This window comes from Stenotrophomonas sp. YJH_SMC_17, assembly GCF_059371655.1.
In genome coordinates, this window is sequence record NZ_JCAFUU010000001.1 from 622769 (window position 1) to 638261 (window position 15493).

General features: G+C 68.5%; 13 protein-coding genes. 4 read left to right on the forward strand and 9 right to left on the reverse strand.

All coding sequences use genetic code 11. The annotated features are described in order from the left end of the window. Positions 1-86: 86 nt before the first annotated feature. From AC5P8Z_RS02965 to AC5P8Z_RS02980, 4 genes are all read right to left on the reverse strand, one after another. Positions 87-809 carry a pseudouridine synthase gene (locus tag AC5P8Z_RS02965; RefSeq protein WP_295565635.1) on the reverse strand — a complete coding sequence of 241 codons (723 nt, stop codon included), beginning with the start codon at positions 807-809 and terminating at the stop codon, positions 87-89. A gap of 34 nt (positions 810-843) precedes the next feature. After that, positions 844-2508, reverse strand: coding sequence for a sensor domain-containing diguanylate cyclase (locus AC5P8Z_RS02970; protein WP_495228039.1), 1665 nt, complete (start codon positions 2506-2508; stop codon positions 844-846). A 110-nt stretch (positions 2509-2618) separates the two neighbouring features. Beyond that, positions 2619-5042 carry a putative bifunctional diguanylate cyclase/phosphodiesterase gene (locus AC5P8Z_RS02975; RefSeq protein WP_286071400.1) on the reverse strand — a complete coding sequence of 808 codons (2424 nt, stop codon included), beginning with the start codon at positions 5040-5042 and terminating at the stop codon, positions 2619-2621. Positions 5043-5272: 230 nt separating this feature from the next. Then, a complete protein-coding gene (locus AC5P8Z_RS02980; protein ID WP_286071399.1) occupies positions 5273-7219 on the reverse strand; it encodes a DEAD/DEAH box helicase in 1947 nt (648 codons plus the stop codon). Between the two features lie 267 nt (positions 7220-7486). Here AC5P8Z_RS02980 and AC5P8Z_RS02985 point away from each other — a divergent pair, with 267 nt between their 5' ends. Next, on the forward strand, positions 7487-7708 hold the full coding sequence (locus AC5P8Z_RS02985) for an RNA-binding S4 domain-containing protein (RefSeq protein ID WP_495228041.1): 222 nt from the start codon (positions 7487-7489) through the stop codon (positions 7706-7708). Positions 7709-7721: 13 nt separating this feature from the next. Here the strand turns inward: AC5P8Z_RS02985 and ubiM are convergent, their stop codons facing one another. From ubiM to AC5P8Z_RS03005, 4 genes are all read right to left on the reverse strand, one after another. Then, positions 7722-8900, reverse strand: a complete 1179-nt coding sequence (gene ubiM, locus AC5P8Z_RS02990; RefSeq protein WP_495228042.1) for a 5-demethoxyubiquinol-8 5-hydroxylase UbiM — start codon at positions 8898-8900, stop codon at positions 7722-7724. Between the two features lie 80 nt (positions 8901-8980). Then, entirely contained in the window at positions 8981-9370 is a 390-nt protein-coding gene (locus tag AC5P8Z_RS02995; protein ID WP_295565633.1) for an MAPEG family protein, read from the reverse strand. A gap of 11 nt (positions 9371-9381) precedes the next feature. Beyond that, the gene (locus AC5P8Z_RS03000; protein WP_295565632.1) at positions 9382-9927 is read right to left on the reverse strand and encodes a DUF4019 domain-containing protein; all 546 of its coding nucleotides are present in this window, start codon (positions 9925-9927) and stop codon (positions 9382-9384) included. Positions 9928-9985: 58 nt separating this feature from the next. Continuing rightward, on the reverse strand, positions 9986-11149 hold the full coding sequence (locus tag AC5P8Z_RS03005) for a COG3904 family protein (protein ID WP_286071394.1): 1164 nt from the start codon (positions 11147-11149) through the stop codon (positions 9986-9988). A 560-nt stretch (positions 11150-11709) separates the two neighbouring features. Between AC5P8Z_RS03005 and AC5P8Z_RS03010 the strand changes: the two genes are divergently transcribed. The 3 genes from AC5P8Z_RS03010 to AC5P8Z_RS03020 all read left to right on the forward strand — a co-directional run bounded on the left by AC5P8Z_RS03010 (position 11710) and on the right by AC5P8Z_RS03020 (position 15200). After that, positions 11710-13188, forward strand: coding sequence for a DNA-3-methyladenine glycosylase 2 (locus AC5P8Z_RS03010; protein ID WP_286071393.1), 1479 nt, complete (start codon positions 11710-11712; stop codon positions 13186-13188). Then, complete coding sequence (locus AC5P8Z_RS03015; protein WP_495228044.1) at positions 13185-13676, forward strand: methylated-DNA--[protein]-cysteine S-methyltransferase; 492 nt, start codon at positions 13185-13187, stop codon at positions 13674-13676. The genes AC5P8Z_RS03010 and AC5P8Z_RS03015 overlap by 4 nt, the downstream gene beginning before the upstream one ends. A gap of 273 nt (positions 13677-13949) precedes the next feature. Then, positions 13950-15200, forward strand: a complete 1251-nt coding sequence (locus AC5P8Z_RS03020) for an alkaline phosphatase family protein (RefSeq protein WP_495228045.1) — start codon at positions 13950-13952, stop codon at positions 15198-15200. A 109-nt stretch (positions 15201-15309) separates the two neighbouring features. Here the strand turns inward: AC5P8Z_RS03020 and AC5P8Z_RS03025 are convergent, their stop codons facing one another. Beyond that, complete coding sequence (locus AC5P8Z_RS03025) at positions 15310-15489, reverse strand: 30S ribosomal protein THX (protein WP_004150462.1); 180 nt, start codon at positions 15487-15489, stop codon at positions 15310-15312. Positions 15490-15493 lie beyond the last annotated feature (4 nt).

Here is a 15493-nt window from a genome sequence, read left to right on the forward strand (position 1 = left end):
AAGTCTAGCGGATGTGGAGCCGAGCCCGTTGCCGGCTGCACCCGGCAAATGACAGCCGGGCATCGGCTCGGCCCCACGGGCGTCGTTTACCAGTCCAGCTGCTTCGGCAGCAGGCCCTGCAGCTCCTGCTCGGTCAGGTTGCGCCACTGGCCCGGCTTCAACGCGCCGATCTTGATGTTGTCGATGCGCACGCGGCGCAGCTGGGTCACGCGATAGCCGAACTCAGCGGCCATCAGGCGGATCTGCCGGTTCAGGCCCTGCTGCAGGGTGATGCGGAAACCGAACTTGGCGATCCGCGAGGTCTTGCACGGCAGGGTCATCTGGTCGTGGATGCGCACGCCGCGGGCCATGCCGCGCAGGAACTCATCGGTGACCGGCTTGTTCACCGCCACCAGGTACTCCTTCTGGTGGCCGTTCTCGGCGCGCAGGATCTGGTTGACGATGTCGCCGTTGCTGGTCATCAGGATCAGGCCTTCGGACTCCTTGTCCAGGCGACCAACCGGGAAAATGCGCTGTTCGTGGCCGACGAAGTCGACGATGTTGCCCTTGACCGATGTCTCGGTGGTGCAGGTGACGCCAACCGGCTTGTTCAGCGCGATGTAGACGTGGCGGCGGGTGCCGGGCTTGCGGGCGACGCGGGCGCGCAGCGGCTGGCCGTCGACCAGCACCTGGTCTTCTGCGCCCACCACCGCACCGGTGCCGGCCGGGTGGCCGTTGACGGTGACGCGGCGGGCGGCGATCAGGCGATCAGCCTCGCGGCGGGAGCAGAAGCCGGTGTCGGCGATGTGTTTGTTGAGTCGGGTGGTCATCGCCCTATTATCCGGCATCGCTGCCCGCTGCGCCTCATGCCGGGCCGGGTGGATCGAGCTCTTCACCGTCGAACACCCGGTTGCGGCCTGCGCGCTTGGCCACGTACATGGCATGGTCGGCCCGCCGCAGCAGTGCCGCCAGGTCATCCTCGCCCGGCCGCCACTGTGCCAGGCCGATGCTGGCAGTGACCTCCAGCCCCGCCACCTGCAGCGCCAGGCCAGCCTCGGTGATGCGCTGGCGAAGGCGGTCCAGCCGCGCCGATGCCGCCTCACGCGGCATGCCCGGCATCAGCAGCAGGAACTCTTCGCCGCCCATCCGCACCACTTCGTCCTGGCTGCGCACCGCCGTGCGCAGGGCGCGCGCGACGGCCACCAGCACCTGGTCGCCGACCGCGTGGCCATGGCGGTCGTTGATGTCCTTGAACAGGTCGATGTCGAGGAAGCCGATCACCAGCGGCCCTCCCTCGCGGTTGACACGCTCCAGATGCCGCGCCAGCTGCTGCAGGCCGGCGCGACGGTTGGGCAGGCCGGTCAGGCCATCGGTCTCGGCCAGCTGGCGCAACTCGTCACGCTGCTGGCGCAGGCGGCCCAGCCGCTGGTTCAGGGCGTAGGCCGCCATCATCAACAACCAGGTCACCGCCAGCTGCAGCGCCTCCACCCGATACTCCAACAGCCACTCCGCACCGCAGGCATCGGCGATGATCAGTACCAGCATGGGTGCCAGCGCAGCCAGACCCGCCTGCGCCCAACGGTCACCGCGCCAGCGTGCCCACAGGCCGACCAGCAACGCCAGGCCACACCCGGACAGATAGGACACCTGCAGGCCCTGTGCGACCCAGGCCAGATGCTCCCAGCGCAGCCACGGGACCAGCGCGGCCAGCACGATCAGGGTCCACAGCACCAGCAGCTGGGCCACGCGCGATCGAGGCAGCACGCGGTCGCCTCCGTTCAGCCGCCACAGCGCTGGCAGCACCAGCGCCTGCGAGGCTGCGGTCAACGACAGCAGCCACCTCGCCCCATGCTCCTCCACCGGCAGCCAGGGTTCCGGGTAACCGCTGAGACCGCCGAGGATGGCCTGCCACAGCACCAGCACGGTGGTGCCTGCGATGTAGACCAGGAAGCTGCGGTCGCGCGTGGTCAGGAACGCCATCAGCGCCGACAGCGCCAGCGCGATGGCCACCGCGATGCAGGCGGCGCGCACCAGCAGCCGGGCCGTGTCGTTCTGCTGTACCGGGCTGGGCGCGCCCAGCCGCAGGGTCGGCACCCAGCGCGCTTTCAGCGGCGTCTGCCAGGACACCCGGAACGGCTCGTGACTGCCCGCCGGCGGCACGGCCACCAGGCCGATGCCCGCGCGGAAGCGCGAATCGCGGGTGCGGGCGTCGTGCATGTCGCCGCAGATCTCGCGGTCGCCGTGCTGGACGCGCACTTCACCGGCAAAGACGTTGAACACATCCAGTGCCTGCGGTTCACCCGACCAGCCGTTCGGCGGCGCGGGCACCTCGGCCTGTTGGCGGGCGCCGGACAGCATCTGCGGCGTGCACGCACGGTGCGGGGTCGGCGCGTCGGTCGCGCTGCCGACCAGAAGATAATCGCGGCCCGACACGGCCTCTGCAGCCTCAAGCGGCCACGGCAACGCCAACCACACCATCAGGACGGCCAGCACCGCTCCCGTTCCGAACCGCCTCTGCCTGCCGCCCACGCCACGTCCTGTTCCTGCTTACGTCCGCGCCCACTGCGCGTCGCCCCTTGGCGCGCATTATCGCAGCCGGGCACGCCGCACATGTGTAGACCAAAGTCGGCGCCGGCCGTTCAGCCAACGCCGGCGGGTCCCTTTACCGCCACCAGCCTGGACGGCCTCAGATCGGTCAGGGTCATCCGTTCCAGCGGCTGCGGGCGCTCGATCGCATAACCCTGCAGGCCCTGCACGCCGAGCCGGGTGAGCGCACCGGCGACCTCCGGGGTCTCCACCCATTCGGCGACCACCTCCATCTGCAGCTCGCGCCCCAGCTCGCTGATCGCACGCACGGTGGCGTGGCTGACCGGATCGGTGTCCATGTCGCGGACGAAGGCGCCGTCGATCTTCAGGATGTCGGCCGGCAACTGGCGCAGATAGCCAAACGAAGAGAGGCCGGACCCGAAATCGTCCAGCGCCATGCGGCAACCGCGTGCCTTGACTGCGTCGATGAAAGCGCGTGCCTGGCTGAGGTTGCTGATCGCGGCGGTTTCGGTGATCTCGAAGCACAGCTTGGATGCCAGCGCGCGGTTGCGTTCCAGCAGGTCACAGACGAAGGCGAGGAAGCCCGGCTCGGCGATCGACTGGGCCGATACATTGACGTTGCACAGGCCCAGCTGGCGCACGTGCGCCGGGCAGACCTGGAGATGGCGGAACAGCAGGCCGAGCACGTGGCGATCCAACGCCACCGCCATGCCGTAGCGTTCCACCGCCGGCATGAACTGGCCGGGCAGATGCAGGCTGCCATCGATGCCGCGCATGCGCACCAGCACCTCGTAATGCAGGTAGTTGGGGTCACCCACGCGGGCGATGCGCTGCGCGTACAGCAGCATGCGGTTCTCGGCCATTGCCAGGCTGACACCCTGCAGGCGCTCGGCCTCCTGGCGCCGCTCCTCCAGCGCCATGCGGTTCTCGTTGAAGCAGTGCACGCGGTTGCGCCCGGCCTGTTTGGCGGCATAGCAGGCACTGTCGGCGGCACTCATCAGCCAGTTCACGTCCGGGGCATCGGTGCTGACTTCGACCACGCCGATGCTGCAGCTCAGCTGCGGGCTGCCCTCGCTGATCGGGAACGTGGCCTGCCCCAGGTTGCGGATCACACGCTGCAGCACGCGCTTGGCTTCGTCCTGGCCGGCATGTGCGAGGAACACCGCGAACTCGTCGGCGCCGAGCCGTCCGACCCAGTCTCCGTCACGCACCGCTGCAACCAGGTATTCGGCGAAGCTGCGCAGCATCTGGTCACCGGCAGCATGCCCGAAGCTGTCGTTGACCAGCTTGAAATGGTCCAGGTTGATGTAGCTCAACGCATGCGTGCCACCCTCGCTTCGCACCTGCAGCAGCGCACGTTCCAGCAGGCGTTCGATTTCGCGGCGGTTGATCAGGCCGGTCAACGGATCGTGGCTCGCGTGGTGCTCGATCTCGCGTGCCAGCGCATGGGTCTGGCTCACGTCTTCGATGATCGCGAATACCGACAGGCCACCGCCCGTGGTGCGCACGCCGGTCCCGCTCCAGCGCCCCCACACCAGGCTGCCGTCGCGGCGGCAGAATCGCAGTTCGCTCGGCCGCAGCTGACGGTCCCAGTCGATGCGGCCAACGCCGTCGATGACCAGCTCACCCTCCATCAACAGATCGCCCAGTGACATCTGCAGCAGCACTTCACGCCGGTAATCGAGGATGTCGGCCATCGCCTGGTTGGCTTCGATCACCTTGCCTTCGGTGTCGAGCTTGAGCATGCCCACGTTGGCCTGGTAGAAGGCCGCACGGAAGCGGCTCTCGTGTTCAGTCAGGTCCTTGCCTACGCGGCGGGCAAGGGCCACCGCCATCAGGCTGATCGCCAGCACCGACAGTCCTCCCACCACCAGCGTCGCGATACGGACCATGGTGGCCATGCGCAGCAGTGCCTGCGAAAACGCCTGGGCCTGCAGCTGCAGGCGACGATCGAGATCACGCAGCTGCTGGAGGTAGCGGTCACGTGTAACGACGGGCAACACACCCTGGCCATGCCGCAGCTGCAACTCGTCAACGAGGCGCTGCACGGCCATCAGGTCGCCGTCGGTCTGCCGCCACAGTGCGGTCGCTTCATGGAACGCACCGATGTCGCGTGCATACCGGAACGAGAACACCAGCCGCGGAATGTCAGCGCGCGCGTTGCCGCCCTGCAGGAAACCCTGCCTGGCTTTCACTTCGTCCGGCTCGGCCTGTTCCAGGGCCAGTCGCGCCTGCAGATCGCCCAACGGCACCTGCAGGGCCTGGCGTGCGTCGTCCAGATCCTGCGCATCACCGCGCGCCAGGTAGCGGCTGAGCGCGGCGGTCGCATCCTGCTGGCCGCGCGACCAGTAGCCCTGGCCGGCGATCCAGGCGGTGGAAGCAGCCTGCAGTTCCTGGATCAAGGCAGACAGTGCGACCAGTCCGATCGCCATGCCCGTCAACAACGCAAATCGCAGTCCCAGGCCACGGGTCATCGGCACCCGCCGGCTCTCTTGGTCCGTGCCACTCCTACCCATCCCGGATCCCCCCGAATGTGCTGCGGTGACAACCTCCTTTGGAACCGGGTCAGCCTAGGACCGGCAATGTGTTGGCCATGCGAAAAAAGGGACGGAGGGGACCATGTCGTGAACGGCTGGCCGGGGGGGGCTTATGCCGAAAACGACTTGATCCCCTCCGTCCCTTTTTGCCGGCCCGGAACGGACAACGCCAACCCGAAGGCTGGCGTTGTCAGGGCTACCGGTGCGGCTTAGTAGCTGCGCGGGCCGCGCGGCTTGAAGCCGTCACGGCGCGGCGGGCGGCTGTCGCGGTCACCGCCGCGGTCACCACCGTGGCCACCCGGACCACCCGGACCGCCACGACGCGGGCCACCCGGGCCGCCCGGACCGCGCTTGTCGAAGCGCGGCTTGAACGGACGCGGGGCCGGGTTGGTGTCTTCACCCGGGGCCAGCGCACGCATCTGCAGCTGCTGGCCGGACACCCACACCTTCTGCAGGTGCGACAGCACGTCCGGCGGCATCTGTGCCGGCAGGTCCAGCAGCGAGAAGTCGTCGTGGATGTCGATGCGGCCGATGAAACGGCTTTCCAGGCCAGCTTCGTTGGCGATGGCACCGACGATGTTGGCCGGCTTCACGCCATGCTGGTGGCCCACCGAAATGCGGTAGGTCTCCATGCCCTGCTCGGGTGCACCACGCGGCGGAACCTCGCGGCGCGGACGCTGCTCGGAACCACCTTCGGCATCGTCACGACGCGGGCCACGCTCGAAACGCGGACCACGCTCGTTGCGGTCGAAGCGATCACCGCGCTCCGGGCGGTCGCCACGATCGAAACGCTCGCGCGGCGCGCGCTCTTCACGTGGGGCACGCACCGGCGGCTGCAGCAGGAACGGGGTATCGCCCTGCAGCATCTTCGCCAGCGCGGCGGCCACTTCGATGGCCGGCACGTTCTGCTCGTTCTCGAAGCGCTCCAGCAGCTGGCGGTAGAAGTCCAGACCACCGGCATCGAGGGTTTCGGTGATGCGCGAGGTGAACTTGTTGATGCGGGTGTCGTTGACCGCCTCCACGCTCGGCAGCTGCATTTCTTCGATCGGCTGGCGGGTGGCGCGCTCGATCTGGCGCAGCATGCCCTTCTCGCGCGGGGTGGCGAACAGGATCGCCTCACCGCTGCGGCCGGCACGGCCGGTACGGCCGATGCGGTGCACGTAGCTTTCGGTGTCGTACGGGATGTCGTAGTTCAGCACGTGGCTGATGCGCTCCACGTCCAGGCCGCGGGCGGCCACGTCGGTGGCGACCAGGATGTCCAGCTTGCCTTCCTTCAGCATGGCGATGGTGCGCTCACGCTGGGCCTGCTGCATGTCACCGTTGATGGCGGCAGCGGCCAGGCCACGGGCCTGCAGCTTGCTGGCCAGCTCTTCGGTGCCGGCCTTGGTGCGCGCGAAGATGATCATCGCATCGAACGGCTCCACTTCCAGGATGCGGGTCAGCGCGTCCAGCTTGTGCATGCCGCTCACCCACCAGTAGCGCTGGCGGATGTTGGCCGAGGTGGTGGTCTTGGCCGCGATGGTCACTTCCACCGGGTCCTGCAGGTAGGTCTGCGCGATGCGGCGGATCTGCGGCGGCATGGTGGCCGAGAACAGGGCCACCTGGCGCTGCTCCGGCAGCTTCTTCAGCACGGCTTCGACGTCGTCGATGAAGCCCATGCGCAGCATTTCATCGGCCTCGTCCAGCACCAGGGTCTTCAGCTCGGACAGGTCCAGGGTGCTGCGGTCCAGATGGTCGATCACGCGGCCGGGGGTACCGACCACGATGTGCACGCCACGACGCAGGGCCGACAGCTGCTGGCCGTACGGCTGGCCGCCGTACACCGGCAGCACGCGGAAGCCCGGGATCTTCGACGAATACGACTGGAACGCCTCGGCAACCTGGATGGCCAGTTCGCGCGTCGGCGCCAGGATCAGGGCCTGTGGCTTGATCTGCTGCAGGTCGATGTTGGACAGTACCGGCAGTGCGAACGCAGCGGTCTTGCCGGTACCGGTCTGGGCCTGGCCCAGCACGTCGCGGCCTTCCAGCATCGCCGGGATGGTGGCGGCCTGGATCGGCGACGGGGTTTCGTAGCCGATGGCGGTGACCGCCTGCATCACGGGCTCGGACAGGCCGAGCTGCGCGAACTGCAGCGGCGCTTGGGAATCTTGGGACATGGGGAACTCCGAAGGCACTGCCGTCTTCCTGGCAGTGCGATAAAAAAGGGGATGGTCCGCGCTTTGGGCGCCCTTCTTATCGCGTGCCCTGGCGCTGCTCGGTCGGAGGAGATTTCACTCGCTCAGAGCGGAATCATACCGCATTGATCCTGAACAAGGCGTACAGCTTGTCGTGCGCGTGCTGTCATGCCCCGTGCTGGCGCACAATACGCGCCCTCTTCCCCGGCCCGGCCGCTGGCCCGCGCCCCTTCCCAGGAAATCCGTTCCATGCAGATTCTCGAATTCGACCTCGACGGTGACTACGTCGAACTCAAGCAGCTGCTGAAGCTGGCCGACCTGGTCACCAGCGGCGGCGAGGCCAAGATGGTCATCAGTGACGGCAAGGTGCGGGTCGATGGCGAAGTCGAACTGCGCAAGGCCTGCAAGATCCGCGCAGGCCAGGTGGTGGAATTCGCCGACAGCCAGATCCGGGTGCTGGCCGCCGGCTGATGCCTGAATCCGTTCAGGCCACGCGCTGGGTCAGGTGCGAGGCGATCAACTGCCTGAACGGTGCCACGCTCTGTGCCAGGCGCAGGCCAGCCGCCCGCAGCAGGCGCGCCGGACGGCGATCGTCGGTGTACAGGCTGGCGATCGCGTTGGTGGCCTCATACAGGGGCCGCGACGCCAACCGGTGACCGCGCTGGTAGCTGGCCAGCATGCCCGCGGCCGCAATATCGGCACCGCGTCGCTGCTGCGCGACGATGCCCTGCGCCAGTCGCTGCGCGCTGGCCAAGCCCAGGTTGAAGCCGTGCGCGGTGACCGGGTGCATGCCCACAGCAGCATCCCCGATCAGCGCCGAACGCTCGCCGACGAAACGGTGCGCGTATACCCCCACCAGCGGGTACGCCTGCGCCGTGGCCACCGGCTGCATCCGGCCGAGGCGGTGCTCGAAGCAGGCACTGACCGCCTCACCAAAGGCCACCTCGTCCATTGCCAGCAGCTCCTCGATCTGCCGCGGCGGCAGCGTGATCACCGCCGAAGCCTGGCCCTCGTTGAGCGGCAAGAGCGCCATGGTGCGGCCGTAGCCGAACCACTCCCACGCGGTGTGGTGATGATCGCGCTCGACCTGCATGCGGCAGACCAGCATCGACTTGCCGAAGTCGCGCATCTGCGCCCCGATGCCGAGCATGCGCCGCGTGGCGGAGAAGCGGCTGTCGGCGGCCACCAGCAGGCGCGCATGCAGTTGGCTGCCGTCATCGAGCTTGACCACGTGGCCCTGCGCATCGGCCTGCACGCCCAGCACCTTGCGTCCGTCGAACAGTTCCAGGCCGTCCTGGCCCTGCACCGCATCCCACGCGGCGCGGCGGATCAGATGGTTGGGTACCAGCCAGCCCAGCGGCTGGCCATCAACCTGGCTGCTGGCGAAGGTCAGCGCGAACGGCGAGCCACCATTCAGCACCCTGGCATCGCGCAGTTCGGCAACTTCGGCGTGCGGCAGGCGTTGCCACAGGCCCAGCTGCTCCAGGCTCTGCCGCGAGGCATGCGTCAGCGCAATTTCGCGCCCGTCGAAGGCGGCCTCGACCAGGGCCTGGCGCGGCTGGACGTCAACCAGCCCGACCTGCAGGCCGCTGCCAGCCAGCGCGCGCGCGAAGCACAGGCCCGCGGGCCCTGCGCCGACCACCACCACGTCCATCCTGCGCATGCGCGCCTCCTGCCGTTGATTCAGTCCGCGCCAGCATAGCGCCACGCAGCTGAGCGGCCTTGATCTGGATCAGCGCCGGGTTACAGCAGTGCGAACACCAGCGCCAGGACCGACAGCAGCGACACCAGCCACACCAGGCTGCGCACGTAGGGCACGCCTGCGGCGTACAGCGGCAGATAGATCACGCGCGCCCAGAAGTAGGCCTGCGCCGCCAGTGCCGTGGTGTCGTTGCCGCGACCGGCCACGACCACTGCGATGGCGGCGGCGGCGAAGAACGGGAACGTCTCCAGGAAATTGGCCTGCGCCCGCTGCAGGCGACCGGCCAGTGGGCTGAGCGGCTTTGCATCGCCATCCCGTGCCGAGGCATTCCACTTCATCCCGCGCTCGCGGGTGACCACGGTAGAGGTGGCGAAGATGTAGACGAAGCCCAGCAGCACCGACCAGGCCAGCATTGTCAGTTCAGTTGCCATGGTTCATCTCCTCAGGGTGCCGACGCGCGCAGGCTGTAGCCGGCCAGGCGCCACACCTGGTCCTCGTCGAAACGGAACGAGACCAGCTCGCGCACCGGCTGCGCGCTGTTGGCGAACCGGGTCGGGAAGCTGACGTTGATGTACAGCCCTTCCGGCACGGCGGCACCGGCGCTGTACTTGACCCGGGTGATGGTCGGCTGGCCACGCCCGGCCAGCGCTCCCAGGCGCGCGCGTTCGTTGGTCAATTGGCTGACGAAGGCGGCCTTCGGCACCGCACGGCGCGCGACGGCAGAGGCGCCATCCCACAATTCGCCAGCGCGGTTGGCATCGACCAGCTGCGCGGCCTTCATCGCCGCCGCACCCATTTCCGCATCCTGTTTCTGTACTTGCGCCTGCTGCGCGGCGGTCAACGCCGGAGCGCCGGCGGTGGCCGGTTTCGCAGCCGCTGGCGATGCCGGTGCAGGCCGCGCAGGTGCCGGTGCAGACGTGCTCGGCGCAGGGGCCTGCGCCAACGCGGTGAAGGGCATCAGGGACAGCAGCAGGAGCACGCGCTTCATGGACACCGCCGGTTCTCGGGAAAGAACCGCAGTCTACGCCAGCGTGGTGACCGCGCCGTCAGCGCGCGCGGGCACTGCCCTCCACCACGGCGGCATCGGCCTGCGCGGCGGGCTTGGCGACGTCTGCGGGCGCCTGCTCGGCCACCGGCGGCGGCTCCGACGGTGCCGGTGGCAGGGTCGCCACGTCGATCTCCGACAGCGGGCTTTCTTCCGGGCACACCGCATCCGGGAAACCGAAGCGCTGCTTCAACGCCTGGCCGCAGCTGTTGATCGACTCCATGTCGGCGCCTTCGCGCTTGCACTGCTGGTCGAACGCGATCAGGAACGCGTCCTTGCGCTGCACGAAATCGTCGCCGCAGGCACGCATCTGCTTGATCCGCTCCAGATCGTCCTGCACCGCATTGGTGCCATCCAGGCCGTACTGGCGCAGTTCGTCCGGGGTCAGCAGGCGCAGGCTGCGGTTGGGCACGGTCATCATCAGGTCGGCCACGCCCACCGCCACGCCGTTGCGCTGCAGGTAGTCCTTCACGTTGTCGTAGACCTCGTGCAGCTCGCGGTTGAGTTCCGCGCGCGAGGTGGCCTTGGAACTGATGCGCATCATGCGATGGATGCCGACCTTGCCCGACAGCAGGCGATTGTCACCGGCGGCCAGCACGAATACGCAGGCGCTGTGGCAGATCGAGCCTTCGCGCACCCAGATGGTCCAGCCGGATTCACCGATGCTGTCACCGGCGACGATCGCCGATTCCACCTGGCCGCCGCTGGAATCCAGATCGAGGATGCGCTTGTGGATCTTCTGCTGGTCGGCGACCACCGCCAACCGCCACATCATCTCGGCGAAGCCCGGATTGATCTTGCCGGCGTAACGCACGCGCATCAGGCCGCGCTCGGCGCACGGCGCCAGTGCCTGGGTGATCTGCTCGCGCTGCAGGCCTTCCAGCTCGACACCGTCGCCGGCCTCGCCCGCATATTCCGTGCTGCAGCTGACCCAGGCACGGCCATTCTCCAACTGCGCCTGCGGCCACGGCCGATCCGCCTGGCTGCGCGGCGGTGCCGGCGGTGGCGGCGCATCGGCCGCATTGATCGACACCATGTTCTCGCCATCGCTGGCCGGCGCCCGCGCCGCCTTGTCGGCGGCGGTCACGTTGCCCGGATTCTCCAGCTGACTGCAGCCCGCCAGGGCCAGGCACAACAGGGGCAACCAGCGCAGTTTGGCGGACATCGGGCAACCGGATTTCAAGGGAACAAGGGCCACAGTCTACCCGTCCAGCGCGCGCATTCAGCGCGTGGCACTGAACCTCTTCTGACCCTTGGGAAAGCGTGTCGACCAAGGTCGAGACCTACCAGAGCGGGATGCCCTTCCGGCAGGTCGCAGGAACCTGTCGAAGGCGGAGTGGGCCCGGGGGCAGGGGGGGCGTGAGCGCCATGGGCCCGAGGCATGCCTCGGGCGGGTTGGGCAGGACGCCCAACCCCGGTCTTGCCGTGTGCGCAGGACAGCGCACACGAGCAAGCGGCGACCGAGCTTACAAGGGTGAGGGCGCATTGTTTGCGAAGCACTGCTTCGCAAGCGCCCAACGCCCAGCCGCCAGCGGCTGGGCCGGGCCCCGGAGGGGGACTTGCAGCGTCTCCTGCCACCGGACCTACCCCGCCCTCTCGCAGGAAGCCTGCTGTTGCTGTTGCTGTGGCCTCTGCGGGTGCAGGGCGCAGCCCTGCCCAACCCCCTTCAGCATCCATGTCCGAATGTGGCGAGTATCGCCGCCCCCGCAGGCCTAGACTGGCGCCATGGACACCGCACTCGCCCTCGACACCGCCGCCTGCGACCGCGCCCGCCTGGCCCGCGACGCGCGCTTCGACGGCGTGTTCTTCACCGCCGTGCGCAGCACCGGCATCTACTGCCGCCCGGTGTGCCCGGCACCACCGCCGAAGCCGCGCAACATCACCTACTACCCGACCGCAGCCGCGGCCGCCGCTGCCGGTTACCGCCCCTGCCTGCGCTGCCGGCCGGAACTGGCGCCACAGGCCCAGCAGGCCCTCGCCGGGCAGACCGTACAGCGCGCCCTGGCCATCATCCACGGCGGCTTCCTGCAGGAGCAGCCGGTCGCGGACCTGGCGCAGAAGATCGGACTCAGCGCGCGCCAGTTGCAGCGCCTGTTCGTCGAACATCTCGGCGCCACACCCGGGCAGATCCATGCCACCCACCGCCTGCTGCTGGCCAAGCAGCTGCTGACTGAAACCACGCTGCCGGTGACCGACGTTGCGCTGGCCGCCGGCTACAACAGCCTGCGCCGCTTCAACACCGCCTTCCTGCAGGGCTGCGGCATGGCGCCGACCGCGCTGCGCCGCCAGCACCAGCCGTTGGCTGCCGATGACGGCGGCCTGGTACTGCGCCTGGTGTATCGCCCGCCGCTGGACTTCCCGCGCATGCTGGCCTTCCTGCGCAAACGCAGCCTGCCCGGCATTGAACTGATCGGCGAAGACAGCTACCAGCGGGTGCTGGGCACACCCGAGCGCCCCACCCTGCTGCGGGTGACCGCCGACACCAAGCGCCCGGAACTGCGTCTGCAGCTGGGTGCGGTGGATCCGCGCCTGATCCCCGACATCGTGCGCCGCGTGCGTCGCGTATTCGATCTGGATGCCGACCTGCAGCAGGTACATGCCGCGCTGGGCGAAGAACCGCTGCTGGCGCGAGGCATCGCCGAACGCCCCGGGCTGCGCGTTCCCGGTGGCTGGGATGGCTTCGAGGTCGGCGTACGCGCCGTGCTCGGCCAGCAGGTCAGCGTCGCCGCGGCCACGACCTTTGCGCGGCGCCTGGTGGATGCGTACGGGGCGCATCTGCCTGGCATGCCGTGCGAGTTTGATCGCCAGTTCCCGGCGCCGGAGGTGCTGGCCGAAGCGCCGCTGGAATCGATCGGCCTGCCGCGTACCCGCGCCGCCACCGTGCGTGCGCTGGCTGCTGCCTGCGCCAGCGGCCAGCTCGACTTCGGGCCCGGCCAGGCGCTGGAGGAGTTCGTGGCCCGCTGCGTGGCACTGCCCGGCATCGGCCCGTGGACCGCGCAGTACATCGCCTTGCGCGGACTTGGCCAGCCCGATGCTTTCCCCGCCGGCGACCTGGTGCTGCAGCAGGTCCTCGGCCACGCCCAGGGCCAGCGCCTGAGCGAGCGTGCGGCCGAAGCGCGCTCGCAACCGTGGCGCCCGTGGCGCGCCTACGCCGTGCTGCACCTGTGGCACCTGTCCGGCACCTTCGTTGGAGAACCGACATGACCCTGTTGTACGACCGTTTCGACAGCCCGATCGGCGTGCTGACCATCGCCGGTGACGAGCGTGGCCTGTCGCATGTGCTGTTCCCGGAAAACCGCCATCCGGCACGCGGCCGCGACGACTGGCATTACGCGCCGGATGCTTTGCCGGAAGCGCGCGACCAGCTTCTGCAGTTCCTGCACGGCGAGCGCCACCAGTTCGACCTGCAGCTTGCGCCACGTGGCACCCCGTTCCAGCTGCGCGTGTGGCAGGCGCTGGCGCTGATCCCGTTCGGCCAGACCTGGAGCTACCTGCAACTGGCGCAGCACCTGGGCCAACCCAGCGCGACCCGCGCGGTGGGTGCAGCCAACGGCCGCAATCCACTGCCGATCATCCTGCCCTGCCATCGCGTGATCGGCAGCAACGGCGCGCTGACCGGTTTCGGCGGCGGGCTGGAAACCAAGGCTGCACTGCTGCGGCTGGAACAGCGCCAGGCGCCGCTGTTCGCCTGAGAGTTGCTGGCCGGGCTGCGCCCGGCACCCGCAGAGGCAACCGCAACGGCTGAAGCAACAGCAGCATTCCGAGGCATGGCGAGGTGGGTCCGGTCGACACGGTAGATCCACGCCATGCGTGGATGGAAGCGTCTGTAATCTGTCTGGAGAAGAGCCCCTTGTTGTTGAGGGGGGCGCGCCGACAGGCGCGGGGATAAGGAGAAATGCGTGGACAGGGCACGCGATAGCGGGCCCTGTCTCGGCTTGGTCATTGCACCGGCTTATCATGCGTGGATGACTTCCGTACGCCTGACCTGCGCGCTGGCGCTGCTGCTGCCATTGGCCGCCTGCACCACCGCGCCCGCCCCTTCCGCCTCTGTTCCCACCCCTGTTGCAGCGGCTGCGCCGCCCAAGCTGCTGCTGATCTCCATCGATGGCCTGCGTGCCGACGCGCTGGACCGCGGCCTGACCCCGAACCTGCAGCGACTGATCGACGGCGGCGTGCGTGCACGCTGGATGACCCCGTCCTATCCGTCACTGACTTTCCCCAACCATTACACCCTGGTCACCGGCCTGCGCCCGGACCACCACGGCATCGTCAACAACAGCATGGACGATGCGACGCTGGGCCGTTTCGAACTGAGCAACCGCGACGCGGTCACCACCAGTGGCTGGTGGGGCGGCGAGCCGATCTGGGTCGGCGCCGAGAACGTTGGCGTGCGCACCGCCACCACCTCGTGGCCGGGCAGCGAGTCGGAAATCCGCGGCGTGCGCCCGAGCCAGTGGCGCGTCTATGACGGCCAGGAGCCGCTGGAGCAGCGCGCCGGCATCGTGCTCGACTGGCTGGCACAGACCGACGCCGATGCGCCACGTCTGACCACGCTGTACATGGAACACGTGGACAAGGCCGGCCATCACTACGGCCCGGATTCGAAGCAGTACACCGACGCCATCGTGCGTGCCGACCAGATCATCGGGCAGGTGCTCGATGGGCTGCAGCAGCGCGGCCTGGCATCGACCACCAATGTGATCGTGGTATCCGACCACGGCATGGCCAGCGTGGCCGATGGCCATGTGATCGCCACCGAATCGATGGTGGCCCCAGCCATCGCGCGCAATGTCAGCCAGGGCCAGTCGGTCGGGTTCGCCCCGCTGCCTGGCCGCGAAGCGGATGCCGAGCGCGCGCTGCTTGGCCGCCATGCGCATTACGAATGCTGGAAGAAGGAAAACCTGCCGCCGCGCTGGCATTACGGCACGCATCCGCGGGTTCCGGCCATCGTCTGCGCCATGGATGAAGGCTGGGATGCGCTGCACCGCGAAAAGATCGCTATGCGCGCCAAGCAGGATCGCGGCTCGCACGGTTACGACAACGCGTTGCCCTCCATGCGTGCGGTGTTCGTGGCCGGTGGCCCGTCGTTCCGCCAGGGTGTAGTGATCGATGGCTTCGACAACGTGGATGTCTACCCGCTGTTGGCCCACCTGCTGCAGGTGCCTGCCGCGCCGAATGATGGCAATCCGGAAACGCTGAAGCAGACCCTGCGTTGATCGAATGTCTCCGCCGGGCATGGCCCGGCGAACGCGGCGGCCCGGACGACACGCATAAAAAAACGCGGCGCCAGGCGCCGCGTTTTCTTTGGACTCATCACCGGCCTGATCAGGCCTTGGCGACGGCCTTCTTCGCCACAGCCTTCTTCGCCGGAGCCTTGGCCACGGTCTTCTTGGCAACCGGGGCGGCGGCGCCTACGGCGACCTTGCTCGCGGTGTGCGAACGGGCGTTGCCGTAGCTGGCGTTGTAGCGCTTGCCCTTGGCGGTCTTGCGGTCACCCTTACCCATGTCT